We start from the raw sequence: 23004 nt of genomic DNA on the forward strand, positions 1-23004 counted from the left end.
CCGGTGTGCGGCTTGTCTGCGCCGGAGAAGATGTTATTTCATAACATATGGCGATGCTCCCCACCCTTCCACTGGCCGACCCCCTGGCCCTTTCCTCCGGCGCCCTGGCGCGCCTCGTGCTGGCGGCGCTGCTGCTGGCGCTGCTGTGGGGCGGCGTGTTCTGGGCCCTGGCGGCATGAGCGGCGTGGACGCGGCGGGCATCACCCTCACCGACCTGACGCTGACGCATGGGCGCCGGCCGGCGGTGCACCACATCTCCGGCCGCTTCGCGCCCGGCAGCCTGACCGCCATCGTCGGCCCCAACGGCGCCGGCAAGTCCACCCTGCTGCGCGCCATCGCCGGGCTGCACCCGGCGCGGGAGGGCGGGCTGCGCGCGCCGCGCCACGCCATCGCGCTGCTGCCGCAGGCCGCGGCGCTGGACCGCGCCTTTCCCATCTCCTGCCTCGACGTGGTGATGTTCGGCCACTGGTCGCGCGCCGGCGCCTTCCGCGCCCTGCGCCCGGCCGAGAAGCGCGCGGCGCGCGAGGCCCTCTCGGCGGTGGGTCTGGAGGGGTTCGAGGGGCGCCCGGTGGGCAGCCTCTCCACCGGCCAGTTCCAGCGCGTTCTGTTCGCCCGCCTGCTGGTGCAGGACGCGCCGGTGATCCTGCTGGACGAGCCGTTCAACGCCGTCGATTCCCGCACCGCAGCCGACCTGCTGGCGCTGGTGCACCGCTGGCATGGCGAGGGCCGCACCATCCTGGCCGTGCTGCACGACCTCGAGCTGGTGCGGCAGCAATTCCCGCGCACGCTGCTGCTGGCGCGCGAGCCCATCGCCTGGGGCCCGACCGCCGAGGTGCTGACCGCCGCCAACCGGCTGAAGGCCCGCATGATGTCCGAGGGCTGGGATGCCGACGCCGAGGCCTGCGGCCTGCCGCCGGACGCGCGCAGCGCCGCCTGATGAGCGGGCTTTCCCTCTACGGCCTGCCCCTCTACGACCTGCTGTGGGCGCCCTTCGCCGAGTTCGGCTTCCTGCGCCGGGCGCTGGTGGGCTGCCTCGCCCTCTCGCTGGCGGCGCCGCCGCTCGGCGTGTTCCTGGTGCTGCGGCGGATGAGCCTGACGGCCGACGTGCTGGCGCATGGCATCCTGCCCGGCATCGCCGCCGGCTTCCTGGTGGCGGGGCTCTCCGTCACCGCCATGTCGGTGGGCGGGCTGGTGGCTGGGCTGGTGGTGGCGGTGGGGGCGGGGGCCATCTCCCGCGCCACCGGCGGGCGGGAGGATGCGGCGCTGGCCGCGCTCTACCTGCTGGCGCTGGCGCTCGGCGTCACGCTCATCTCCACCCGCGCCGGCTCGGTGGAGCTGTCCCACCTGCTGTTCGGCAGCGTGCTGGGGGTGGACGACCCGGCGCTGTTCATGATGGCCGGCATCTCCAGCCTGACGCTGCTGGCGCTGGCCTTCGCCTGGCGGCCGCTGGTGCTGGAGTGCTTCGACCCCGGCTTCGCCGCCGCCGCGAGGGCGCGGGGCGGGCTGTGGCACCTGCTGTTCCTGGTGCTGGTGGTGCTGAACGTGCTGGCCGCCTTCCAGGCGCTGGGCACGCTGATGGCGGTCGGGCTGATGATGCTGCCCGCCGTGGCCTCCCGCCACTGGGGCCGCAGCGTCGGCGGCATGGCGTATGCGGCGGTGGGCATCGCGCTCGCCGCCAGCCTCAGCGGGTTGCTGCTCTCCTACCACCTCGACCTGCCGACGGGGCCGTCCATCGTGCTGGTGGCAGGCGGCGTCTGGGTGCTGTCCGCCCTGGCCGGGCCGGTGGACGGCATCCTGCCCCGGCTGCTGCGCCGGCCGCACCTGACGGGCTGAGCCGCCCCCTCAGAACAGGAACAGGCTGCCCAGCGTGCCCACCAGCGCCAGGCTCAGCCCGTAGCCGAGCAGCGCCATCAGCCCGTCATTGGAGACCAGCGCCAGGGCGAAGACGCTGATCACGCCCGCCACGATGCTGGTGGTGAAGGGCACCATCTCCATGGGCGGCATCAGCAGCGCCAGCAGCAGGCAGGCAAGCGCGATGATGTGGGTGCCCACCCCCTGCGTCAGCGCCACGAGGCGCGGCTTCAGCACGCGGTCGATGATCCGCGCCGGCGGCCGCAGGAAGCCCAGCGCCTGGTGCACGCGGCGGCAGGGCACGCTGCGTCCGGTCACGGCGCGCGGCACCCAGAATTCGCGCCGGCCCAGCAGCATCTGCCCGCAGATCGCCACGATGATCACCGTCATCACCGTGGGCAGGAAGATGATGCCGGAGAGCGGCGAGACCACGATGATCGCCGGCAGCAGCAGCAGCGCACCGAAGGAGCGCTGGCCGATCTGGTTCAGGATCGCCTGGCCGGAGACGGTCTCGGCATTGGCGCAGGCCTCCTCGATGCAGTCGAGCAGCCCGCCGAGGTTGCAGGGGGGCGGCTGCGGCACGGTGGGGCGCCGCCGCATCGTGCCCTGGAAGGCGCGGGCGATCAGGTCGCGGCTGAGGCCACGCCGGGCCTGGGACGGGCCGTCGCCATCCCCGGCCGCCACCTCTCGCCGCATCCACACACCCATGCCACGCTTTCTCCCATCCGATTCGAGAAGGACCTGCCCATGAACGAGACGAACACGCCCATCCGCCGGCTGGCGGAGGAGGAACGCCTCTGCGGTGCCACCGTTGCCAATGGCTTCGTCTTCCTGGCCGGCCAGGTGGCCGACGACGCCTCGCTCGACGCCGAGGGGCAGACGGCCGACATCCTGGCGCAGATCGACGCGCTGCTGGCCGAGGCGGGCACCGACAAGCGCGCCCTGCTGCAGGTGAACATCGTGCTGGCCGACATCGCCGACGCCCCCGCCATGAACCGCGCCTGGGACCGTTGGCTGGACCGCGGGCACAAGCCGGCGCGCATGACCATCCAGGGCGCGCTGGTGGATCCGCGCTGGAAGGTGGAGATCACCGGCGTGGCCCTGGCGCCACGCTGACGGCCAACCCGCGCCCGGCGGCAGCTGGCGCTTGCGCGTCAATCGCGGAAATGTGAACGTCCGCGCCGTCCTGGTGGCCGGGGAGCGGCTGGGGCGGAAACCGGGGCCATGCTGCCATGGCGCGGCCCCGCTTCCGCCGCAATCCCCGGCCAGCCTTGGCTTCCGCTGACAGAGAATCACCCCATGCCTGTTCCGGCCGGCCCCGTTTCCGCCTCTGCCCCCTCCGGGGGACGCGCCGATTTCTGGCGGGGCCGGCGCGTGCTGGTCACCGGGGGCGCGGGCTTCCTCGGCAGCGGGCTGTGCCACGCCCTGTGCCGCCTCGGCGCCGAGGTGACGGCGCTGGACGCGCTGCTGCCCGAGGGTGGCGCCAACCGCGCCAACCTGGCGGAGAGCGGCGTCCGGCTGGTCGAGGCCGACCTGCGCGACGCCGACCTCGCCCCGCATGTCGCGGGCATCGACGTGCTGTTCAACATGGCGGCCCAGACCAGCCATGCCGGCAGCATGGCCGACCCCTTCACCGACCTCGCCATCAACGCCACGGCGCAGCTGCGCCTGATCGCGGCGCTGCGCGCGGGGGCGCCCAAGGCCACCGTGGTGCATGCCTCCACCCGCCAGTTCTACGGCCGCCCGCACTACCTGCCGGTGGACGAGAAGCACCCCATCAACCCGCCCGACGCCAATGGCGTCTCGAAGCTGGCGGGCGAGCAGTACTGGCTGATGGAGGGCCGCGTGCAGGGCCGCCCCGTCGTCTCGCTGCGGCTGACCAATTGCTACGGCCCGCGGCTGCGGGTGAAGGATGCGCGGCAGACCTTCCTCGGCATCTGGTTCCGCCGCCTGCTGGAGGGCGAGCCCTTCGAGGTGTGGGGCGGCGCCCAGCTGCGCGACCTCGCCTATCTGGACGACGTGGTGGCGGCCTTCCTGGCGGCGGCCGAGACCCCCGCCTGCGCCGGCCGCGCCTTCAACCTCGGCGGCGCCAGCCCGGTCTCCCTCACCGAGCTGGCCGAGGCCGCCATCGCCGCCAATGGCGGCGAGGGCCGCTACGTGACGCGGGAATTCCCCGCCGAGCGCGCCTCCATCGACATCGGCAGCTTCCACGCCGACGACACGAGCTTCCGCAGCGCGACCGGATGGGCCCCGGCCGTGACCCTGCCGGAGGGGCTGCGCCGCAGCCTCGAATGGTTCCGCCCGCGTCTCACCGATTACCTCTGACTGGCGATACCGCTCCAAGGAGAAGGGCAGATGGACATGCCCGTGATCACCGTTCCGCAGGCCGACCCGGGCGCCGCCTACCGCGCCCACCAGCCGGCGATCGACGCGGCGCTCTCGCGCGCGCTCAGCTCCGGCTGGTACATCCTGGGCGCCGAATGCGCCGCCTTCGAGCGTGAGTTCGCCGAATGGGCGGGGCTCTCCCGCGCCGTGGGCTGCGCCAACGGCACCGATGCGCTGATGCTGATCCTGCGCGGCCTCGGCATCGGGCCCGGCATGACGGTGGCGACCGTCTCGCACACCGCCGTCGCCACCGTGGCGGCGATCGAGATGGTCGGCGCCACGCCGCTGCTGCTCGATATCGACCCCGACACCTTCACCATGGACCCGGACGAGCTGGCCGCCGTGCTGGAGGACCCGCCGCCGGGCCTGCCGCCGATCCGCGCCGTCATCCCGGTGCATCTCTACGGCCAGGGCTGCGACATGGCCCGTATCATGACCGCCTGCCGCGCGGCGGGCGTGCATGTCATCGAGGATTGCGCCCAGGCGCATGGCGCGATGCAGGCGGGCCGCATGCTCGGCACCTTCGGCGACGCCGCGGCCTACAGCCTCTACCCGACCAAGAACCTGGCCGCGCTGGGCGATGCCGGCATTCTCGCCACGCCGGACGAGGCGCTGGCCGAGCGCATCGCCGCCATCCGGCAATATGGCTGGAAGCACCGCTACCTCTCGGACAGCGTCGGCGTGAACAGCCGGCTGGACGAGATCCAGGCCGCCGTGCTGCGGGTGCGGCTGCCGCTGCTGGCGGCCAGCAATGCCCGCCGGCAGAGCATCGCCGCCGCCTATGACGCGGCGCTGGCCGGCACCGCGCTGGCGCCGCCCTTCCGCCGGGCGGGGGATATCCATGTGTTCCACCAGTATGTGGTGCGCAGCCCGGAGCGCGACGAGCTGGCGGCGCGGCTGCGTGCCCAGGGCGTGGCCACCGGCATCCACTACCCGGTGCCGGTGCACCAGCAGGAGGCCTACCGCGGCCGCACCCCCACCGGCCCGGCCGGCTGCGCCGAGACGGAGGTGGCCAGCCGCGAGGTGCTCAGCCTGCCGATCTACCCCGAGCTGACCGACGCGCAGGTGGAGACGGTCTGCGCCGCGCTGCGCGTCGCCGCCGGCTGAAGCCCGGCGGCCCGGGAAGGGGAGGGGTGCGGGGGAGGCCATTCCTCCGCGCCGGGCGGGCGCGCTATACAGCGCGCCTTCGCTCACCCTGGTGGATAACAACCTCCCGATGCTGCGACTGACCGAACTGAAGCTGCCGCTCGACCATGCGCCGGAGGCGCTGCGCGAGGCCGCGCTGGCGCGCCTCGGCATTCCCGATTCCGACCTGCTGCACCTGCACGTCTTCCGCCGCGGCTACGACGCGCGCCGGAAGAGCGCCATCCACCTCATCTACACGCTGGACCTGCTGCTGCGGGACGAGGCCGCGCTGCTGCGCCGCTTCGCCGCCGACCCGCATGTGAACCCGACGCCCGACATGCGCTACCGCTTCGTCGGCCACGCGCCGGCGGGGTTCACGCGCCGGCCGGTGGTGGTCGGCGCCGGGCCCTGCGGGCTGCTGGCCGGGCTGGTGCTGGCGCAGATGGGCTTCCGCCCCATCATCCTGGAGCGCGGCAAGGTGGTGCGGGAGCGCACCAAGGACACCTGGGGCCTGTGGCGGCGCGGCGTGCTGCACCCGGAATCCAACGTGCAGTTCGGCGAGGGCGGCGCCGGCACCTTCTCCGACGGCAAGCTCTACAGCCAGATCAAGGACCCGCTGCACCATGGCCGCAAGGTGCTGGAGGAGTTCGTCAAGGCCGGCGCGCCGGAGGAGATCCTGCACGTCTCCAAGCCGCATATCGGCACCTTCCGCCTGGTGACGATGGTGGAGAGCATGCGCCGGACCATCGAGGAGCTTGGCGGCGAGTACCGCTTCGAGAGCCGCGTCACCGACCTGCTGATCGACACCGCGCCGGACGGCAGCCGCGCCATGCGCGGCGTGGCGCTGGCCGATGGCAGCGTCATCGAGGCGGACCACGTGGTGCTGGCGGTGGGCCACAGCGCGCGCGACACCTTCGACCTGCTGGCCGCGCGCGGCGTCTATATCGAGGCCAAGCCCTTCTCCATCGGCTTCCGCATCGAGCACCCGCAGGGGATGATCGACCGCTGCCGCTTCGGCGAGCACGCCGGCAACAAGACGCTGGGCGCGGCCGACTACAAGCTGGTGCACCATTGCGCCAATGGCCGCTCGGTCTACAGCTTCTGCATGTGCCCAGGGGGCACGGTGGTGGCGGCGGCCTCCGAGCCGGGCCGCGTCGTCACCAACGGCATGAGCCAGTATTCGCGGGCCGAGCGCAACGCCAACGCCGCCATCGTCGTCGGCATCACGCCGGAGGACTACCCGGGTGGGCCGCTGGCCGGCATCGATCTGCAGCGCCGGCTGGAGGAGGCCGCCTTCCACGCCGGCGGCGCCGACTACCGGGCGCCGGCCCAGACGGTGGGCGACTTCCTGGCCGGCCGCCCCTCCACCACGCTGGGCGAGGTCATCCCCTCCTACAAGCCGGGCGTGACGCCGACCGACCTCGCCGCCTGCCTGCCCGACTATGCCATCGCCGCCATCCGCGAGGCGCTGCCCGCCTTCGACCGGCAGATCCGCGGCTATGCCCGGCCGGACGCGGTGATGACGGGGGTGGAGACGCGCACCTCCTCGCCCGTGCGGGTGAAGCGCGGCGCCGACGGCCACAGCCTGAACACGCGCGGCCTGTTCCCGGCCGGCGAGGGGGCGGGCTATGCCGGCGGCATCCTCTCGGCGGGCGTGGACGGCATCAAGACCGCCGAGGCGGTGGCGCGCAGCCTCCTGGGGGTGGAACCCGCCGCGCGCGCAGCCTGAGGTTGCGGCCTGAAAATCAACATGAATTTTTGGTCACGCTGTCGCTTTGTGGCAGGCCTTGCCGCAATCTCACCGGAATGCGAGCCCATCCTGAGAAATGGGCCGCTGGGCTGGTTCGAGGGGGATTCGCGTGAGTCACAGCCTTCCGGGAGCGCCGCATAACCTCGCTCCCGTCCGCCGCCGGCTGCGTCCCGAGACGCGGCTGACGGTGCTGAGCCTGGGTGTCGTCGGCGTCACGCTGGCGGTGGTGCTGTTCACCCTGCTGCGCGCGCCGATGAAGGACGATGTCGCCTGGCTGCTCTGGGTGGCGCGGCAATGGCTGCGCGGGCAGGAGCTGTATGTCGACCTCGTCGAGGTCAACCCGCCGCTGATCATCTGGCTCAGTGCCGTGCCGGTCATGATCGCCGACGCGCTGGGGCTGACGGCCAAGCAGGTGGCGCTGCCGATGGTGGCGGCGGGCGCGCTGCTCTCCGCCTGGGCCAGCGCGCGCTGGCTGCGCGGCACATCGCCGGTGTTCGAGCGGCCGCCCGCCACCTTCGCGGCCATCTCCTGCGTGCTGCTGGCCATGCCGGGGGTGGAGTTCGCGCAGCGCGAGCACCTGCTGGTCATCGCCGTGCTGCCGCACCTGGCGCTGCTGATCCGCGCGCTGGAGGGGCTGCCCGTCTCGCCCCGCGCCCTCATCGGCAGCGGCGTGCTGGCCGGGCTTGGCTGCGCGCTGAAGCCGCGCTACCTGCTCGGCCTCGCCGCCATCGAGTTGGCCGGCTGGCTGCACCGTGGCTTCCGCATCCGCATCGCGCCGGTCATCGCCTTCCTGGCGGCGGTGCTCTATGTCATCAGCATCCTGGTGCTGGAGCCGGCCTTCATCCAGCGCGCCGTGCCGCTGGCTGTCACCCTCTATGGCGGCACCGATACCGGGCTGTGGCAGCTCGTGCAGGAATCCTGGCTGCTGCTGCTGGGCCTCGGCACCGCCGCGCTGCTGACGCTGTGCACGCCGCGCGGCACGCCCGCCTCCGGCATCATGCTGGTGCTGACGGCCTTCGCCGCCGCCGCCACCATCGCCATGTTCCTCGATGGCAAGAACTGGTTCTACCACCGCATCCCGGCGATGATGACGGTGGTCTTCGCCCTGCTGTTCTGGTGCGCCGAGGCCGCCCGCCAGCAGGCCCGGCCGATCCGCTGGCGCGCCGCGCTGATGGGGCTGGCGATGGTGCCGCTGGCCCTCTACGTGCAGAAGACCTCCCACCGCCTCTACGAGCGCGTGGTGCTGGCCGTCGAGCCCGACCTCTCCACCGAGGTGCGGCTGGAGAAGCTGATCAAGCGCGAGAAGGTGCGCAGCTACGTGGCCTTCTCGGAGTGGATCGGCCTCGGCTTCCCGGTGCTGAACGACACCAACGTCACCTGGGCCTCGCGCTTCGACTCGATGTGGGCGCTGCGCGGCGAGCTGTGGCGCGCCCGGCAGGACGGGCAGGCGCCGGCCGAATGGCCGATCCGCCACTGGGTGGTGCAGGACTTCATGGAAGGCTGCCCCGACCTCGTGGTGGTGGACCGCCGCGGCGAGGCGATGAACTACCCCGCCATCCTCTCCCAGGCCAATCCGGGCTTCGCCGCCGTCTGGGCGCGCTACCGGCAGATCGGCGTGGTGGACGGGCTGCAGGTCTATCGCCGGCAGGGCGAGGGCTGCGGCCAGCAGGCGGGGCTGGGCTGAGAAGGCGCCGGGGAGGGAGCCACTCCCCCCCCGGCGTGGACCCGCTCAGAGCCCGGCGGCGTCCAGCTTCAGGATGGCGCGGGCAAGCGCCTGGGCGCGCGGCACCAGCGAGGCCACCTCCAGATATTCCTCCGGGCTGTGCGCCTTGCCGCCCACCGGGCCCACGGCGCAGAGCGTCGGCGCGCCCATGGCGGCGGTGAAGCCGCTGTCGGCGCAGCCGCCGGCGAACTCGCCCTCGGTGGCGAAGCCGCTCTCCGCCGCCGCCGCCTGGTAGGCCGCCAGAACCGCCTCGGTGCCGGGGTTCTTCGCCAGCGGCAGGAACTCGCCCTTGATCGTCAGCCGCGCCTTCGTGCCGGGCAGGAAGCTCCGCTCCACGATGGCGTGGATGCGGCCCATCACCTCGTCGCGGTCCTCGGGGTGGACGTAGCGCAGATCGATCTGCCCCTGCGCCCAGGGCGCCACGGTGTTCACGCTCTGCCCGCCGGAGACGAGGCCGACATTCAGCGTGATGCCGCGCGGCAGGTCGGTCAGCGCGTGCAGCGCCTGCACCTTGCGCGCCAGCTCCTCGATGGCGCTGATACCCGCCTCGAAATTGGCGCCCGAATGCGCCGCCTTGCCCTCGATGTCCATCACCATGAACACGCCGCCCTTGCGGCCCATCACCACATTGCCGGTGGGCCGCCCCGGCTCGCTGTTGAACACCACGCGCGCCGCCCGCGCCTCGCGCTCGATCACCGGCCGGCCCTCGGGCGAGCCGATCTCCTCATCTCCCGTGAACAGCCCGACCAGCGGCCCCGGCGCGCCGCCGCAGGCCTGGAAGGCGGCGAGGACGAACATGTTCTGCACCAGCCCCGCCTTCATGTCGGCGACACCCGGCCCGGTGGCGATGCCGCCCTCCACCCGGAAGGGCCGGCGCTGCGGCTCGCCCTTGGGGAAGACGGTGTCGCGGTGGCCCATCAGCACGATGTTGCGGCGCGCATTGCCGCTGCCGGCCGTGGCCTCGCCGCCCTCGACCAGGGCGCGCAGGCAGTCGCCATGCTGCGCGCCCGGCACCGTCTCCACGCGGATGCCGTGGCGGGCGCAGAAATCGGCGATGCGCGCGCCCACCGCATCGACGCCGGCCTTGTCGTAGCTGCCGCCATCCGTGTTCACCATCGCCTCCAGCTCGGCCAGCATCTCGGGCTGCCGCGTGGCGAGCCAGGCGGCGATCTTTTCCTCGGTGGCGCTCATGTGCCTCTCCATTCTCCTGTCCGGGGGAGCAGGGTGGCGAAATTGACGCCGCGCGTGAAGCCCGCCCCTGGACGAGCCCCCGTGGGCCGGCGCATGGCCGACCTTCCCGAGGCTTCCCTGGACGGGACCCGCTCCGGCTGTCATGTGGGGCGAAGCCAGGCACGGATCCGGCCGGCTGTTCGCAGGACAGGGTTGGGCATGGTCCCGGGCACGCCAAGGAGCGGCCCCGGACCGTTACCCGCCGCGCCCGGCTTGTCGCGGGGTTATTGAAGCATGAAGCAATCGGGGGCGATGTGAGGATTTACAGCGAGCCTGGGCAGGACATGACGGCGGGGCTCCAGCGGCCGCGCTCCCCGCAGCCAGAGGCGGTGCCTGGCGTGGTGCGTCCCGCGCTCCAGGCGGCGCCCTCCTCCCCGCCGCCCGCCACGCCCGGCAAACCGGCCGGCGAGGCGGGGGAGGAAGGCTGGCCGGAAGGCAGCACCGTGCTGGTGGTCGAGGACGACCTGCTGATCCGCATGAACCTGGCGCAGATGATCGAGATCCTCGGCTTCAGCCCGGCCGAGGCGGGGCGGGCGGAGGAGGCGCTGGATTGGCTGCGGTCCAACCCGGCCCCGGCGCTGATGCTCACCGATCTCAGCCTGCCGGGGATGGATGGCATGGCGCTGGCGGTGGAGGCGCGCAACATCCATCCGCGCCTGCCGGTGCTGCTGGTGACCGGCCACAACGAGGCCTCGGTGAAGGTGCCGCCCGAGCTGCGGCCGGGCCTGGGCTTCCTCGGCAAGCCCTTCGCCATGCGGCAGCTGGAAGAGGCGGTGCGCGCCCTCTGGCGCCAGAGGGTGGCGCAGTAAGGGAGGGGAAGGCTCAGCCTTCTCCCACCAGCCGGGCGTAGAGGGTCGGGTCGGTCGCGCCCTCGGTGCCGAACAGCAGCACGCGGCTGCCGCCATCCAGCCCCAGCGCGGCCCGCGCGGCGGGGTCGGCGGACGCCAGCAGCAGCCCGGCCAGCCCCGCCACGGCGCTCTCGCCCGCGGTGATGGGCGAGTCGCGGCGGGCCAGCAGGCGCATCACGTCCACCGCGCTGTCGTCCGAGACGGCCATGAAGGCGAAGGCGGCGCGCTCCAGCTCCTGCCAGGCCAGCAGGCTCGGCTCGCCACAGGCCAGGCCGGCCATCAGCGTGTCCAGCTCGCCGGGCACGGCCACGGCGTGCCCGGCCTCGGCGCTGGCCAGCAGGCAGGCGGCGCGCTCCGGCTCCACCACGACGAGGCGCGGCGCCTCCCCGAAGCGGGCGCGAAGCTGCACCGAGACAGCGGCCGCCACGCCGCCGACGCCGCCCTGGATGAACACATGGCTGGGCGGCGCGGGCAGGGCGGCGAGGGCCTCCTCGGCCATCAGCCGGTAGCCCTGCATCACGTCGCGCGGCACCTCGGTGTAGCCGGGCCAGGAGGTGTCGGAGACGACGAACCAGCCCTCCCGCTCCGCCACGGAAGCGGCCTCGCGCACGGCGTCGTCGTAATGGCCCGGCACCACGCGGATCTCGGCGCCATAGGCGGCGATGGCATCCCGCCGCCCCTGGCTGACATGCTCGTGCACGAAGATGACGCAGCGCGCGCCGAAGCGCCGCGCGCCCCAGGCGACCGAGCGGCCATGGTTGCCATCCGTCGCGCAGGTGACGGTGATGGCGGCGGTGGCCTCGGCGTGGCGCCCGCCGATCAGATCGGCCACGCTCGCGGCCTGTGCCACGCCGCGCCGCGCCAGCTCGGCCACCAGCAGCCGGGCCACGGCATAGGCCCCGCCCAGCGCCTTGAAGCTGCCCAGGCCGAAGCGGCCGCCCTCGTCCTTGTAGTGCAGCGCCGCCACGCCGGCCGAGGCGGCCAGTTCCGGCAGGGCGTGCAGCGGCGTCTCGGCATGGCCGGGCCAGGAGCGGATCTCGGCGGCGGCGCGGCGGAAGCCGCTCTCGGGCAGGATCACCACGCCGGGCGTGCCGTGGCGCGGATTGGGGAGGAGGCGGAAGGGGCGGGCGGGGATCATGCCCCCAGAGTGCGGAAACGCCGCCGCCGAAGGAAGGGCGGGGGAAGGAATTCCCCCGCACCCCCATCTTTTTTCTGTCGGTTCAGAGGGCCGACTGGTCCTTGCACCACTGCGCCAGCTCGGCATGGGTGGCGAACCACACGCCCTCATGGCCCTTGATGTGCTCGATCACCCGCTCCAGCAGCGTGATGCGGCTGCGGTGGCCGATGACATGCGGGTGCATGGTCAGCAGGAAGGTGCCGCCCTCGGCATAGGCGCCGTCGAACTCCGCCTTGAAGATCTCCTCCACCGCCGAGGGCGGCGTGTAGGGGCGCAGGCCGGAGAAGCGGACCATGTTGAAATAGACCGCGTCGTCGCGGATCCACTCGGGCGGCAGCTCGACGATGCCGGTGGGCTCGCCATCCGCCATCAGCTCGTAGGGCTCGTCATCGGCCATCAGCGAGGAATCGTAGAGCAGCCCCATCTCGCGGATGATCGACATGGTGTCGACCGAGAAGTCCCAGCTCGCGGTGCGGATGCCGACGGGGCGGGTGCCGGAGACCTTCTCCAGCGTCTCGGCGGCGCGCAGCGTCAGCTCGCGCTCCATGCCGGGGGGCAGGGTGGTGTTGGCCTCGTGGATCCAGGAATGGATGCCGATCTCATGCCCGGCCTCGGCCACGCCGCGCACCTCCTCCGGGTGCAGCAGGGCGGAGACGGCGGGGTAGAAGAAGCTGGCCTTGATACCCTGCCGCTCCAGCAGGCGCCGGATGCGCGGCACGCCCTGGCGCGCGCCGTACTGGCCCTGGCTGATGCGCATCGGGCTTTCGTCGGAGTCGCGCAGCGGGATGGTCTCGTGGTCGGCGTCGAAGGAGAGCGCCACGGCGCAGCGCGCGCCATTCGGCCAGGATCTCGGCGCCAGGCTGCGGCCGCCATAGGCGCGGCCGACGATCCTGCGCCAATGCTCCTCGGGCCATTCCCAGGGTTTCTGCGGGTTTTCGGATGCGCTCATGGCGGGGCTCCTGCGCGTGTGGCCGGCCGATCCTGCGCCGCCCCGCGCCCGCCGCAAACCCCCCTCCCGGATGCCTGCCACCCCGGCCGCTGGCGCGCGGCGCCCGGCCGGGGCAATCTGCGCCATCCTGCCGGCGCGCCCCGTGCCCGGTCCTGCCTTACCGACCACAGCGGAATCCAGCATGTCCGATACCGATCCGGCCCTGATGTCGGCCGAGCAGCTCCTCGCCCTCTATGCCCGCCGCCGCCTCTCGCCGGTGGAGGCGTTGCAGGCGGTGATGGAGCGGGTGGCGCGCTACAACCCCTGGGTCAACGCCTTCGCCATGCTGAACCCGCGCGCCCTGGCCCAGGCCGGCGAGTCGGAGGCGCGCTGGTCCGCCGGCCGCCCGATGGGGCCGCTGGACGGCGTGCCGGTGACGGTGAAGGACCTGCTGAACGTGCAGGGCATGCCGACCCGCCGCGGCAGCAAGACCACCGACGCCACCCCCGCCACGGAGGACGCGCCGGCCGTCATCGGCCTGAAGGCGGCGGGCGCCGTCATTTTCGGCAAGACCACCACCACCGAGTTCGGCTGGAAGACGCCGGGCGACTGCCCGCTGCACGGCATCAGCCGCAACGCCTGGAACCCGCAGCGCACAGTGGGCGGCTCCTCCTCCGGCGCGGGCGCGGCGGGGGCGGCGGGCTTCGGCCCGATGCATATCGGCACCGATGCCGGCGGCTCCATCCGCATCCCCGCCGCCTATTGCGGGCTGGTGGGGATGAAGCCGAGCTATGGCCGCATCCCGCAATGGCCGCACAGCGCCTTCGGCCAGGTCTCCTGCGCCGGGCCGATGACGCGCAGCGTGCGCGACGCGGCGCTGATGATGTCCGCCATGGCCATCCCCGACCTGCGCGACCCGTTCTGCGTGCAGGAGGAGCCGCGCGACTGGCGCGCCGGCATCGAGGACGGCGTGGCCGGGCTGCGCGTGGCCGTGGTGCGCCGCCTGGGCTACGCGCCGCCGATCGATGCCGAGGGCGAGGCGGCGGTGCTGGCCGCCGCCCGCGTGCTGTCCGAGCACGGCGCCATCGTCGAGGATGCCGACCCCGAGCTGCCGGATACGCGCCACATCTTCGGCCGCGTCTGGGGCGTGGCGCTGGCGCGGCTGGTCAACACCATGGCCCCCGAGAAGCGCGCCCTGCTGGACAAGGGCCTCGAGGAAGTGGCGGAGCGCGAGGGCGGCATGTCTGCCATCGACTTCCTCGGCGCCGAGGCGATGCGCACCGAGGCGGCGCACGCCACGGCGCGCTTCCACCTGAAATACGACCTGGTGCTCTGCCCCACCACGCCGACCGCCGCCTTCGACGCCGACGCGCCCACCATCAAGCCCACCGAGGCGCTGTGGCGCGACTGGGCGCCCTGGACCTTCGCCTTCAACCTGACCCGCCAGCCCGCCATCACCGTGCCCTTCGGCCTGGACGAGGAGGGGATGCCGCGCGGCGTGCAGCTCGCCGCCGCGCAGCTGCGCGACGATCTCTGCTTCCGTGCCGCCCGGGTGCTCGAGCGCGCCGTGGCGGTGCCGGTGGCGCGGCCGGAGGCGCAGGGGAGCGGGGCTTCCTGCGCGAACCACCACCACCATTGAGCGGATCTCGGCCTACCCGCCGCGCCCTGGCGCCGCTGCTGGCGCTGCCGGGGGCGGCGGCCCTGGCGGGGTGCAGCCCGGCGGCGCTGGTCAACGCGCTGGTGCCCTCGGGCGGCTTCACGCGGCGGCGGGACATCGCCTCCGGTAGCCTGCCGCGCCAGCGCCTCGACCTCTACGAGCCCGCCGAGCCGGCGCCGGGCGCGCCGCTGGTGGTGTTCTTCTATGGCGGCGGCTTCCGCAGCGGCGCGAAGGCCGATTACGTCTTCGTCGCCGAGGCGCTGGCCGGGCTTGGCTGCCCCGTCGCCATTCCCGACTACCGGCTGATGCCGGAGGGGCCGTGGCCGCTCTTCCTGGAGGATGGCGCGGCGGCGGTCGCCTGGCTGCGGCAGGCGCCGGCGGCGGCGGGTCGGCGTCTGGTGCTGATGGGGCATTCGGCCGGCGCCTTCATCGCCATCGCCCTGGCCACCGATCCGCGCTGGCTGGGGCCGGACGGGCGGGAGGCCCTGGCCGGCGCCATCGGCCTCGCCGGGCCTTACGACTTCCAGCCGGACTCGCCGCTGCTGCGCGCCGCCTTCGCCGCCGCGCCGGGGGGGCGCGCCACGGCGGCCCCGGCCGCGGAGGCGGCGCTGCGCGGCGCCCCGCCGCTGCTGCTGCTGCACGGGCTGGCGGACGACACGGTGAGCCCCGACCGCTCGCGCGAGCTGGCGGCGCGGCCGGGCGCGCGGGCGCGGCTGGTGCTCTATCCGGGGCTCGGCCATGTCGGCATCGTCGGCGCGCTGGCGCGGCCGGTGCGCGGCCTGGGGCTGGCCGGCGCGCCGGTGCTCGAGGACGTGGCGGGCTTCCTGGCGCCGCTCGGCGCCCGCCCGGCGGGCTGATCGGGGCTGGACGAGAGCCCCCCCGCGCCACGATATAGGCCGCACTTCTAGGAACCGGGAAACGAGACATGCATCTGAACCGTCGGAACCTGATGGGTCTGGGCGCCGCCCTGGCCGCGCCCGCCCTGGTCCCCGGCCTGGCGCGTGCCCAGGGCAACTGGCCGAACCAGCCCATCCGCCTCGTGGTGCCGTTCTCCGCCGGCGGTCCGACCGACATCCCCGCCCGCCTCATTGCCGATGAGCTGTCCAAGCTGTTGCCGCAGCGCGTCATCGTCGAGAACCGCACCGGCGCCGGCACGGTGGTGGGCGCCGACGCGGTGGCCAAGGCGCCGAAGGACGGCCACACCTTCCTCTACACCACCATCGCCCAGGCGGCGATCCGCGCCATCTACCCGACGCTGCCCTTCGACCCGGTGAAGGATTTCACCCCCGTCGCGCTGGCCGGCACCATCCCGATGCTGATGATGGTGAACAAGGACGTGCCGGTGAACTCGCTGCAGGAGCTGATCGCGCTCCTCAAGAAGGACCCGGGCAAGTACGACTATGCCAGCACCGGCAACGGCGCGGCGCTGCACCTGGCCAGCGAGCTGTTCCTGAAGCAGGCGGGCGGGCTGAAGGTGAACCATGTGCCCTACCGCGGCTCGGCGGCGGCGATGCCGGACCTGCTGAACGGCACCGTGACGATGATGCTCGACGTCGCCAACAGCGCGCTGCCCTTCGTGCAGCGCGGCGAGGTGAAGGGGCTGGCCATCTCCTCGGCGCAGCGCATCCCGCAGCTGCCCGACATGCCGACCTTCCAGGAAGCGGGCGTGCCCGGTTACGAGGCCTATACCTGGCACATGGTGCTGGCGCCCGCCGGCACGCCGGAGCCGGTCGTCACCCGCATGAACGCCCTCATCAACCAGGTGATGGCAATGGACACGGTGAAGGCGCGCCTGGCCGACCTGACCATGCAGACCCGCAGCGACACCACGCCGGAGACGACCCGGAAGTGGCTGACCGACGAGATCGCCAAGTGGGAGCCGATCATCAAGGAAGCCGGCATCAAGGCCGACTGACGAGAGGCTGCGCCGGGGCGGCAGGCCTCCCCGGCGCCCTCATCCCATCTCGCCGCGCGGCAGCGCCGCCGCGGCGCTGTCGGGGAACACGGCCTGCGCCTGCCCGGCCTGCCATTGCGCCAGCACGGGCTGGGCGCGCAGGTTCTGCCCCGTCTCGTCGAAGGCCGCGCCCCAGCCGAAGGGCGCGTCGCGCTCCTCGATCGTGGTGGCGAGCACGGCGGCGCGGATCCTCTCCTTGTCGGCCGAGCCGGCGCGGTGCAGCGCGTCGAGGAAGATGCGCGCCCCCGCATGGTTGGCGAGGCTGTGGCAGGAACGCGGGTCGTGCCCGTACTTGGCGCGGTAGGCCTCAGCGAGCTGCCGCGCATCGGCTCCCATGCGCCCGGTGGTGGCGTAGGGCGGGAAATCCACCACCATCACCCCCTCGAAGCCCGAGCCCAGGCTGCGCGCCGTGTCCACCATGCTGTAGGCGCCGCCGCCGCCGATCACCATGCGCGGCCGCCAGCCGGCCTCCTTCATGGCGCGGAACAGCAGCATGACATCGGCCTCGTGCCCGGTGTGCAGCAGGAGCTGCGCATCGGCGGCGCGCAGGCGCTGCACCAGCCCCGGCAGGTCCTGCCCGCCCGGCCCATAGGCGAAGCGCCCGAGCAGCGTGGCCTCGGCCGGCAGCCCGGCCTCCTGCGCGGCGGCGACGCTCTGCCCGTGCAGCGCGTCCTCGTGCAGGATGGCCAGGCGCAGGCCGGAGAGCGGCATCCGCCACAGCAGCGGCAGCAGCCAGCGCGTGGCGCGCAGCGACAGGGCGGCGAAATCCTGCCCGCGTGGGCAGCTGCGGAACAGGTAGCGGAAGCCGCGCGCGGTGATCGAATCGGCCACCGCGCCCAGCTCGAAGTAGGGAATGCCGGCCAGCTCCGCCACCTGCGAGGCGGCGAAGGAGAGCGGCGAGACGCCGCTGCCGAACACCGCCGCCACGCGCTCCGTGCCGGTCAGGCGGCGCACGGCCTCGGCGGCCTGGGGGGCGTCGCTGGCCTCCGCCTTCACCAGCCGCAGCGGCCGGCCGAACACGCCGCCCGCCTCGTTGCGCGCCTCCACCGCCAGCTCCAGCCCGCGGAAGCTCTCATCGCCCAGCAGCGCCAGCGGGCCGGAGGCGGGGTAGAGCGCGCCGATGCGCAACTCCGGGCCGGCGGGGAGGGGGCCACGCGTCTGCGCCGCGGCACGGCCGATCACGGCAGGAGCGGCCAGCAACGCCAGCAGGGCACGGCGCGGGGCCGGCGCGGCCGGGGCGGGGCCGCCATGATGCATCATGTGACATGCTCGTGCTTGGCTTGACGGAACGCGGCGGTGCGTCGACCCTCCGGAGCCTGCCATACCGAAACGCGTAAGGAAACGACACCATGGCGACTCTGCCCGCGGAGATGACCTATATCGACCATGGCGAGGGCGGCGGTCCCGAGGTGCTGGTGCCGGCGCGCGGCCCCGTGCCGCAGCCGAAGCCGGACGAGGTGCTGGTGCGCGTGATGGCGGTGGGCGTGAACCGGCCCGACGTGCAGCAGCGCAAGGGGCTGTATCCGCCGCCGCCCGGTGCCAGCCCCATCGCCGGGCTGGAGCTGGCCGGCGAGGTGGTGGCCGTGGGCGCCGAGGTGCGCCGCTACAAGGTGGGCGACCGGGTCTGCGCGCTGGCCAATGGCGGCGCCTATGCCGAGTACTGCACCGCGCCCGAGGCGCAGACGCTGCCCTGGCCGGCGGGCTTCGACGCGCTGCGCGCCGCCGCCCTGCCGGAGACCTATTTCACCGTCTGGGCCAACCTGTTCGGCCATGGCCGGCTGGCGGCGGGCGAGACGGTGCTGATCCATGGCGGCACCTCGGGCATCGGCGTCACCGCCATCCAGCTTGCCAAGGCGTTCGGCGCCCGGGTGCTGGCCACCGCCGGCAGCGCGGAGAAGTGCGCGGCGATGCTGAAGCTCGGCGCGGACGCCGCCATCAACTACAAGGAGCAGGATTTCACCGCCGAGGTGAAGCGGCTGACCGACGGGCGCGGCGTCGACGTGCTGCTCGACATGGTCGGCGCCGACTACTTCCAGCGCAACCTGCGCTGCATGGCCAAGGACGGGCGGCTGGTGATCATCGCCTTCCTCAGCGGGCACGAGGCGGAGAAGGTCGATCTGCGCCCGATCATGGTGAAGCGCCTGACCGTGACGGGCAGCACCATGCGCCCGCGCACCACCGCCGAGAAGGGCGAGATCGCCCGCGCGCTCGAGGAGAAGGTGTGGCCGCTGCTGGCCCGCGGCGAATGCGCGCCGGTGATCCATGCCACCTTCCCGCTGGCCAAGGCCGGCGAGGCCCACGCGCTGATGGAGAGCAGCGCGCATATCGGCAAGATCATGCTGACTGTCGCAGAGTAGCCCGCGCGTATGCTCCGCCTCGCCGATCTGCGCCTACTCCTCATCGCGGTCACGCTGTTCGGCGGGGCCTGGCCCGTCACCAAGGCGGCTCTGGCGGACGCGACGCCGCTCTGGTTCGCCGTCTCGCGCACCCTGCTGGGGGCGCTGGTGGCGTTCCTGCTGCTGGCCGCCACGCGGCGTCTGCGCTGGCCCGCGCGGCAGGACTGGCCGGCGGTGCTGGCGGTGGGCTTCCTGCAGCTTGGCGGCTTCTTCGCGCTGTCGCACATGGCGGTGGCGCTGGTGCCGGCGGGGCGCACCGCGGTGCTGGCCAACGTCACCATCTACTGGCTGGTGCCGATGTCGGTGCTGCTGCTGGGCGAGGCCGTCTCGGCGCAGCGCTGGGTGGCGGCGGGGCTGGGGCTCGCCGGGGTGGCGGCGCTGGCCGGCCCCTGGGCGGTGGACTGGAGCGACCCCGACATGCTGCTGGGCCACGGCATGCTGGTGCTGGCGGCGCTGCTCTGGTCCTGCGCCATCATCGCCACGCGCCGCTTCCCGCCGCGCCAGACCATGCTGGAGAACCTGCCCTGGTGCTTCCTGCTGGGCGGCATGGTGCTGCTGCCGATGGCGCTGCTGCGCGAGCCGCAGGGCGGCATCGGCCCCGGCGCCTACTGGCACGCGGCGCTGATCGGCGGGATCGTGGCGCCGCTCGGCACCTGGGCGGTGATCGAGGCGGGCCGCCGGCTGCCGGGGGCGGTGGCGGCGGTGGGCTTCCTGCTGGCGCCGGCCATCGGCGTCGTCATCTCCACCCTCTGGCTGGGCGAGCCGGTGGGGTGGGACGTCATCATCGGCGGCGGTCTGATCGCCGCCAGCGTCATCGTCGCCACGCGCGGCTGAGGGGGAGAGGCCATGCGGCTGCGCGCGGTCGAGCTGGGCGAGGGTGCGCCGCTGGTGCTGCTGCACGGGCTGTTCGGCCAGGCGCAGAACTTCGCCAGCGTGCAGAAGATGCTGGCGGCGGACCGCCGCGTCGTCGCCCTCGACCTGCGCAACCACGGCCAGTCGCCGCACGATGCGGCGATGGACTACCCGGCGCTGGCGGAGGATGTGGCCGAGACCCTGGCGGCGCTCGGCACCGGCCCGGTGGACCTGCTCGGCCACTCGATGGGCGGCAAGGTGGCGATGACCCTCGCCCTGACCCGGCCGGAGGCGGTGGCGCGGCTGGTGGTGGCGGACATCGCGCCGGTGGCCTACCCGCCCGCCTTCCGCCCCTATGCCGAGGCGATGCTGGCGCTGGAACTGGCGCCCGGCCTGACGCGGCGGGCGGCGGATGCGGCGCTGGCTGATGCGGTGCCCTCGGCCGGGGTGCGCGGCTTCCTGCTGCAGAACCTCGACCTCGGCGCGAAGCCGCCGCAATGGCGCATCGGGCTCGATGCCATCGCTGCCGCACTGCCCGCCATCGAGGCGGCGCCGCCGCTGCCGGAAGGTGCCCGCTTCGGGGGGCCGACGCTGGTGCTGGGCGGCGAGAACTCCGACTACATCCGCCCCGAGCACCGGCCGCTGTTCCGCGCGCTGTTCCCCGCCGCGCGCTTCGGCACGGTGAAGGGGGCGGGGCATTGGCTGCACGCCGAGAAGCCGGAAGGCTTCGTCGCGGCGCTGGGCGCCTTCCTGGGCTGAAGGCAGGGCCGGGGGCTGAAGGGCGGGGCCGGTTGACCCCGGCGGCCCGCTGGTGTTCCGTGGACGGAGACCAACAAGAACCGTTCCAGGAAACGCGCAGGCCGCCCCCGCCAGCAGAGCGCCGATGACGCCAGGGCCGGCCCGCAGGATGAGGAAACGCCCTTGGCCCGCATTCCCTATGCCGACCCGAACGCGCCCGCCACGCGCCCGCTGGTGGAGCGCATCGTGCGCGAGCGGGGCAGCCTGCTGCACCTCTACGCCATGCTGCTGCACAGCGGCCCGGTGGCCGAGGGATGGCTGCGCTACCTCACCGCCATCCGCCATGAATGCACGCTGCCGGGCGCGCTGCGGGAGCTGGTGATCATGCGCATCGCCCATCTCAACGGCGCGCCCTACGAGGCGGAGCAGCACGCGCCCATCGCCCTGAAGGAAGGCATGACCCAGGCGCAGCTCGACGCGCTGGCCGACTGGCAGGGCAGCGGGGCCTTCGACGACACGCAGCGCGCCGTGCTGGCCTACTGCGATTCGATGACCCGCGAGGTCCATGTGCCGGACGCGGTCTTCGCCGCGGTGCGCCAGCGGCTCGACGCGCGCGACCTGGTGGAGCTGACGGCCACGATCGGCGCCTACAACATGGTCTCGCGCTTCCTCGAGGCGATGGGCGTCGATGCGCGCGACCCGCTGCCGGACATCACCGCGTGAGGGCGCTGGAGGGGCGCGTCGCCTTCGTCACCGGCTGCGGCTCGCAGGGGCCGGGCTGGGGCAATGGCAAGGCCATCGCCGTCACCTTCGCCCGCGCCGGCGCCCGCGTCTATGGCGTGGACCGCGACCCCGCGGCGGCGGCGGAGACGCAGCGCCTCGTCGGGGCCGAGGGCGGCGAGATGCTGGTGGGCACCGGCGACGTGACGGACCGCGCCACGGTGGAGGCTCTGGTCGCCGATTGCGTCGCCCGTCTCGGCCGGGTGGAGATCCTGGTGAACAATGTCGGCCTCTCCCTGCCGGGCGACCCGGCGACCATGGAGGAGGCGGTCTGGGACAGCCAGATCGACGTCAACCTCAAGAGCGCCTTCCTCTGCGTCAAGGCGGTGCTGCCGCTGATGGAGGCGCAGGGCAGGGGCGCGGTGGTCTCGATCGCCTCCACGGCGGCCATCCGCTACACGGGCAAGCCGCAGGCGGGCTACGCGGCGGCCAAGGCGGGGCTGGTGCAGTTCAGCCGCGTGGTGGCGGTGGACTATGCGCGGCGCGGCGTGCGGCTCAACTGCGTGCTGCCGGGGCTGATGAACACGCCGCTCGTCGAGAAGCTCGCCGGCCAGTTCGCCAGCGGCGAGACGGGGCTGGACCGCGACGCCTTCTACGCCCGCCGCCACGCCCAGGTGCCGATGGGCCATATGGGCGAGGCCTGGGACGTGGCGGAGGCCGCGCTGTTCCTGGCCTCGGACGCGGCGAAATACATCACGGGGACGGAAATCCTGGTCGATGGCGGCCTCTGCGCCGCCGTGCGCGCGTGAGCGGGGGGCTTTGAGCATGTTGCGGCTGGATGGAAAGGTGGCCTTCGTGACCGGCGCCGGCTCGGCAGGGCCGGGCTGGGGCAATGGCAAGGCCACGGCGGTGCTGATGGCGCGCCAGGGCGCCTGGGTCTTCGCGCTCGACAACCGTGCCGAGGCGGCGGAGGAGACGGTGGCCATCATCCGCGCCGAGGGCGGCGAGGCCACCGCGCATGTGGCCGACGTCACCGCCGCCGCACAGGTGGCCGAGGCGGTGGAGGCCTGCGTCACCGCCTATGGCGGCATCGACATCCTGGTGAACAATGTCGGCGGCTCCTTCCCCGGCGGTGCCGAGAGTCTTTCCGAAGAGGACTGGGAGCGGCAGATCGACTTCAACCTGCGCAGCGCCTTCCTCTGCTGCAAGCACGCGCTGCCGCATCTGCGCGCCCGGGGGAAGGGGGCCATCGTCAACCTCTCCTCCATCGCCGCGCTGCGGATGAGCGCGGACCGGCCGCACATCGCCTACAGCGCCTCGAAATACGGCATCGTGGCGCTGACCAAGTCGGTCGCCATGGAGCAGGCGCGGCAGGGGGTGCGCTGCAACACGGTGGTGCCGGGGCTGATGCACACGCCGCTCGTCGAGCACCGGCTGGTGCGCCAGCTCGGCGCCAACGACGCGGCCCAGCTCATCGCGAAGCGCAACGCCCAGGTGCCGATGGGCCAGATGGGCGACGCCTGGGACATCGCCCATGCCGTGCTGTTCCTGGCCTCCGACGAGGCCAGGCACATCACCGGCACGGAGCTCATCGTCGATGGGGGCATCTCCGCGGCGATGCCTTAGCCACCATAACAGCGCGACCGGCGGATAAGCCGGCGCACAGGGGG

At 73.2% G+C, this 23004-nt stretch carries 23 protein-coding genes; 18 read left to right on the top strand and 5 right to left on the bottom strand.

Annotation, left to right across the window (positions count from 1 at the left end):
* The first annotated feature begins 53 nt into the window (after window positions 1–53).
* From CR165_RS25920 to CR165_RS01445, 3 genes are read left to right on the top strand one after another with little or no spacing between them, the layout of a single operon-like run.
* Window positions 54–179, top strand: coding sequence for a hypothetical protein (locus tag CR165_RS25920; protein ID WP_281262088.1), 126 nt, complete (start codon window positions 54–56; stop codon window positions 177–179).
* Entirely contained in the window at window positions 176–937 is a 762-nt protein-coding gene (locus CR165_RS01440; protein WP_109515166.1) for a metal ABC transporter ATP-binding protein, read from the top strand. Before CR165_RS25920 ends, CR165_RS01440 begins: the two co-directional genes overlap by 4 nt.
* Window positions 937–1833, top strand: a complete 897-nt coding sequence (locus CR165_RS01445; RefSeq protein WP_109515167.1) for a metal ABC transporter permease — start codon at window positions 937–939, stop codon at window positions 1831–1833. Before CR165_RS01440 ends, CR165_RS01445 begins: the two co-directional genes overlap by 1 nt.
* A 9-nt stretch (window positions 1834–1842) precedes the next feature.
* Here the strand turns inward: CR165_RS01445 and CR165_RS01450 are convergent, their stop codons facing one another.
* Window positions 1843–2559 (bottom strand): exopolysaccharide biosynthesis protein, encoded by a 717-nt coding sequence (locus CR165_RS01450; RefSeq protein WP_109515168.1) that lies wholly within the window; start codon window positions 2557–2559, stop codon window positions 1843–1845.
* A gap of 39 nt (window positions 2560–2598) precedes the next feature.
* Between CR165_RS01450 and CR165_RS01455 the strand changes: the two genes are divergently transcribed.
* The 5 genes from CR165_RS01455 (at window position 2599) to CR165_RS01475 (ending at window position 8795) form a co-directional block, all read left to right on the top strand.
* Window positions 2599–2967: a RidA family protein gene (locus tag CR165_RS01455; protein WP_109515169.1), complete on the top strand. Its 369-nt coding sequence runs from the start codon at window positions 2599–2601 to the stop codon at window positions 2965–2967.
* Window positions 2968–3225: 258 nt separating this feature from the next.
* Window positions 3226–4176 carry an NAD-dependent epimerase/dehydratase family protein gene (locus CR165_RS01460; protein ID WP_456316308.1) on the top strand — a complete coding sequence of 317 codons (951 nt, stop codon included), beginning with the start codon at window positions 3226–3228 and terminating at the stop codon, window positions 4174–4176.
* Window positions 4177–4206: 30 nt separating this feature from the next.
* A complete protein-coding gene (locus CR165_RS01465) occupies window positions 4207–5343 on the top strand; it encodes a DegT/DnrJ/EryC1/StrS family aminotransferase (RefSeq protein WP_109515171.1) in 1137 nt (378 codons plus the stop codon).
* 109 nt (window positions 5344–5452) lie between these two features.
* Entirely contained in the window at window positions 5453–7090 is a 1638-nt protein-coding gene (locus CR165_RS01470; RefSeq protein ID WP_109515172.1) for an NAD(P)/FAD-dependent oxidoreductase, read from the top strand.
* Window positions 7091–7220: 130 nt separating this feature from the next.
* Window positions 7221–8795 (top strand): hypothetical protein, encoded by a 1575-nt coding sequence (locus CR165_RS01475; protein WP_109515173.1) that lies wholly within the window; start codon window positions 7221–7223, stop codon window positions 8793–8795.
* 45 nt (window positions 8796–8840) lie between these two features.
* Here the strand turns inward: CR165_RS01475 and CR165_RS01480 are convergent, their stop codons facing one another.
* A complete protein-coding gene (locus CR165_RS01480; protein ID WP_109515174.1) occupies window positions 8841–10025 on the bottom strand; it encodes a M20 family metallopeptidase in 1185 nt (394 codons plus the stop codon).
* Window positions 10026–10402: 377 nt separating this feature from the next.
* Here CR165_RS01480 and CR165_RS01485 point away from each other — a divergent pair, with 377 nt between their 5' ends.
* Window positions 10403–10873, top strand: a complete 471-nt coding sequence (locus CR165_RS01485; protein ID WP_181377959.1) for a response regulator — start codon at window positions 10403–10405, stop codon at window positions 10871–10873.
* 13 nt (window positions 10874–10886) lie between these two features.
* Here CR165_RS01485 and CR165_RS01490 read toward each other — a convergent pair whose 3' ends face one another.
* Complete coding sequence (locus tag CR165_RS01490; protein WP_109515176.1) at window positions 10887–12050, bottom strand: diaminopropionate ammonia-lyase; 1164 nt, start codon at window positions 12048–12050, stop codon at window positions 10887–10889.
* 82 nt (window positions 12051–12132) lie between these two features.
* Window positions 12133–13038 (bottom strand): polysaccharide deacetylase family protein, encoded by a 906-nt coding sequence (locus CR165_RS01495; RefSeq protein ID WP_109515177.1) that lies wholly within the window; start codon window positions 13036–13038, stop codon window positions 12133–12135.
* 181 nt (window positions 13039–13219) lie between these two features.
* On the opposite strand from CR165_RS01495, the gene CR165_RS01500 reads away from it, so the two are divergent.
* The 3 genes from CR165_RS01500 (at window position 13220) to CR165_RS01510 (ending at window position 16589) form a co-directional block, all read left to right on the top strand.
* Window positions 13220–14656, top strand: a complete 1437-nt coding sequence (locus tag CR165_RS01500; RefSeq protein WP_109515178.1) for an amidase — start codon at window positions 13220–13222, stop codon at window positions 14654–14656.
* Complete coding sequence (locus tag CR165_RS01505) at window positions 14653–15531, top strand: alpha/beta hydrolase (protein ID WP_219929657.1); 879 nt, start codon at window positions 14653–14655, stop codon at window positions 15529–15531. The genes CR165_RS01500 and CR165_RS01505 overlap by 4 nt, the downstream gene beginning before the upstream one ends.
* 68 nt (window positions 15532–15599) lie before the next feature.
* Entirely contained in the window at window positions 15600–16589 is a 990-nt protein-coding gene (locus CR165_RS01510; RefSeq protein WP_109515179.1) for a Bug family tripartite tricarboxylate transporter substrate binding protein, read from the top strand.
* Between the two features lie 39 nt (window positions 16590–16628).
* Here the strand turns inward: CR165_RS01510 and CR165_RS01515 are convergent, their stop codons facing one another.
* The gene (locus tag CR165_RS01515; RefSeq protein ID WP_181377960.1) at window positions 16629–17888 is read right to left on the bottom strand and encodes an ABC transporter substrate-binding protein; all 1260 of its coding nucleotides are present in this window, start codon (window positions 17886–17888) and stop codon (window positions 16629–16631) included.
* 89 nt (window positions 17889–17977) lie between these two features.
* On the opposite strand from CR165_RS01515, the gene CR165_RS01520 reads away from it, so the two are divergent.
* The 6 genes from CR165_RS01520 to CR165_RS01545 all read left to right on the top strand — a co-directional run bounded on the left by CR165_RS01520 (window position 17978) and on the right by CR165_RS01545 (window position 22960).
* On the top strand, window positions 17978–18985 hold the full coding sequence (locus CR165_RS01520; RefSeq protein WP_109515181.1) for an NAD(P)H-quinone oxidoreductase: 1008 nt from the start codon (window positions 17978–17980) through the stop codon (window positions 18983–18985).
* 9 nt (window positions 18986–18994) lie between these two features.
* Complete coding sequence (locus CR165_RS01525; RefSeq protein WP_109515182.1) at window positions 18995–19858, top strand: DMT family transporter; 864 nt, start codon at window positions 18995–18997, stop codon at window positions 19856–19858.
* A 12-nt stretch (window positions 19859–19870) separates the two neighbouring features.
* A complete protein-coding gene (locus CR165_RS01530) occupies window positions 19871–20635 on the top strand; it encodes an alpha/beta fold hydrolase (protein WP_109515183.1) in 765 nt (254 codons plus the stop codon).
* 162 nt (window positions 20636–20797) lie between these two features.
* Complete coding sequence (locus CR165_RS01535; protein ID WP_109515184.1) at window positions 20798–21337, top strand: carboxymuconolactone decarboxylase family protein; 540 nt, start codon at window positions 20798–20800, stop codon at window positions 21335–21337.
* The gene (locus CR165_RS01540) at window positions 21334–22143 is read left to right on the top strand and encodes an SDR family NAD(P)-dependent oxidoreductase (RefSeq protein ID WP_109515185.1); all 810 of its coding nucleotides are present in this window, start codon (window positions 21334–21336) and stop codon (window positions 22141–22143) included. The genes CR165_RS01535 and CR165_RS01540 overlap by 4 nt, the downstream gene beginning before the upstream one ends.
* Window positions 22144–22180: 37 nt before the next feature.
* Window positions 22181–22960, top strand: a complete 780-nt coding sequence (locus CR165_RS01545; protein ID WP_245906044.1) for an SDR family NAD(P)-dependent oxidoreductase — start codon at window positions 22181–22183, stop codon at window positions 22958–22960.
* Window positions 22961–23004 lie beyond the last annotated feature (44 nt).

It is taken from the genome of Teichococcus aestuarii (genome assembly GCF_003116135.1).
Classification (GTDB): domain Bacteria; phylum Pseudomonadota; class Alphaproteobacteria; order Acetobacterales; family Acetobacteraceae; genus Pseudoroseomonas; species Pseudoroseomonas aestuarii.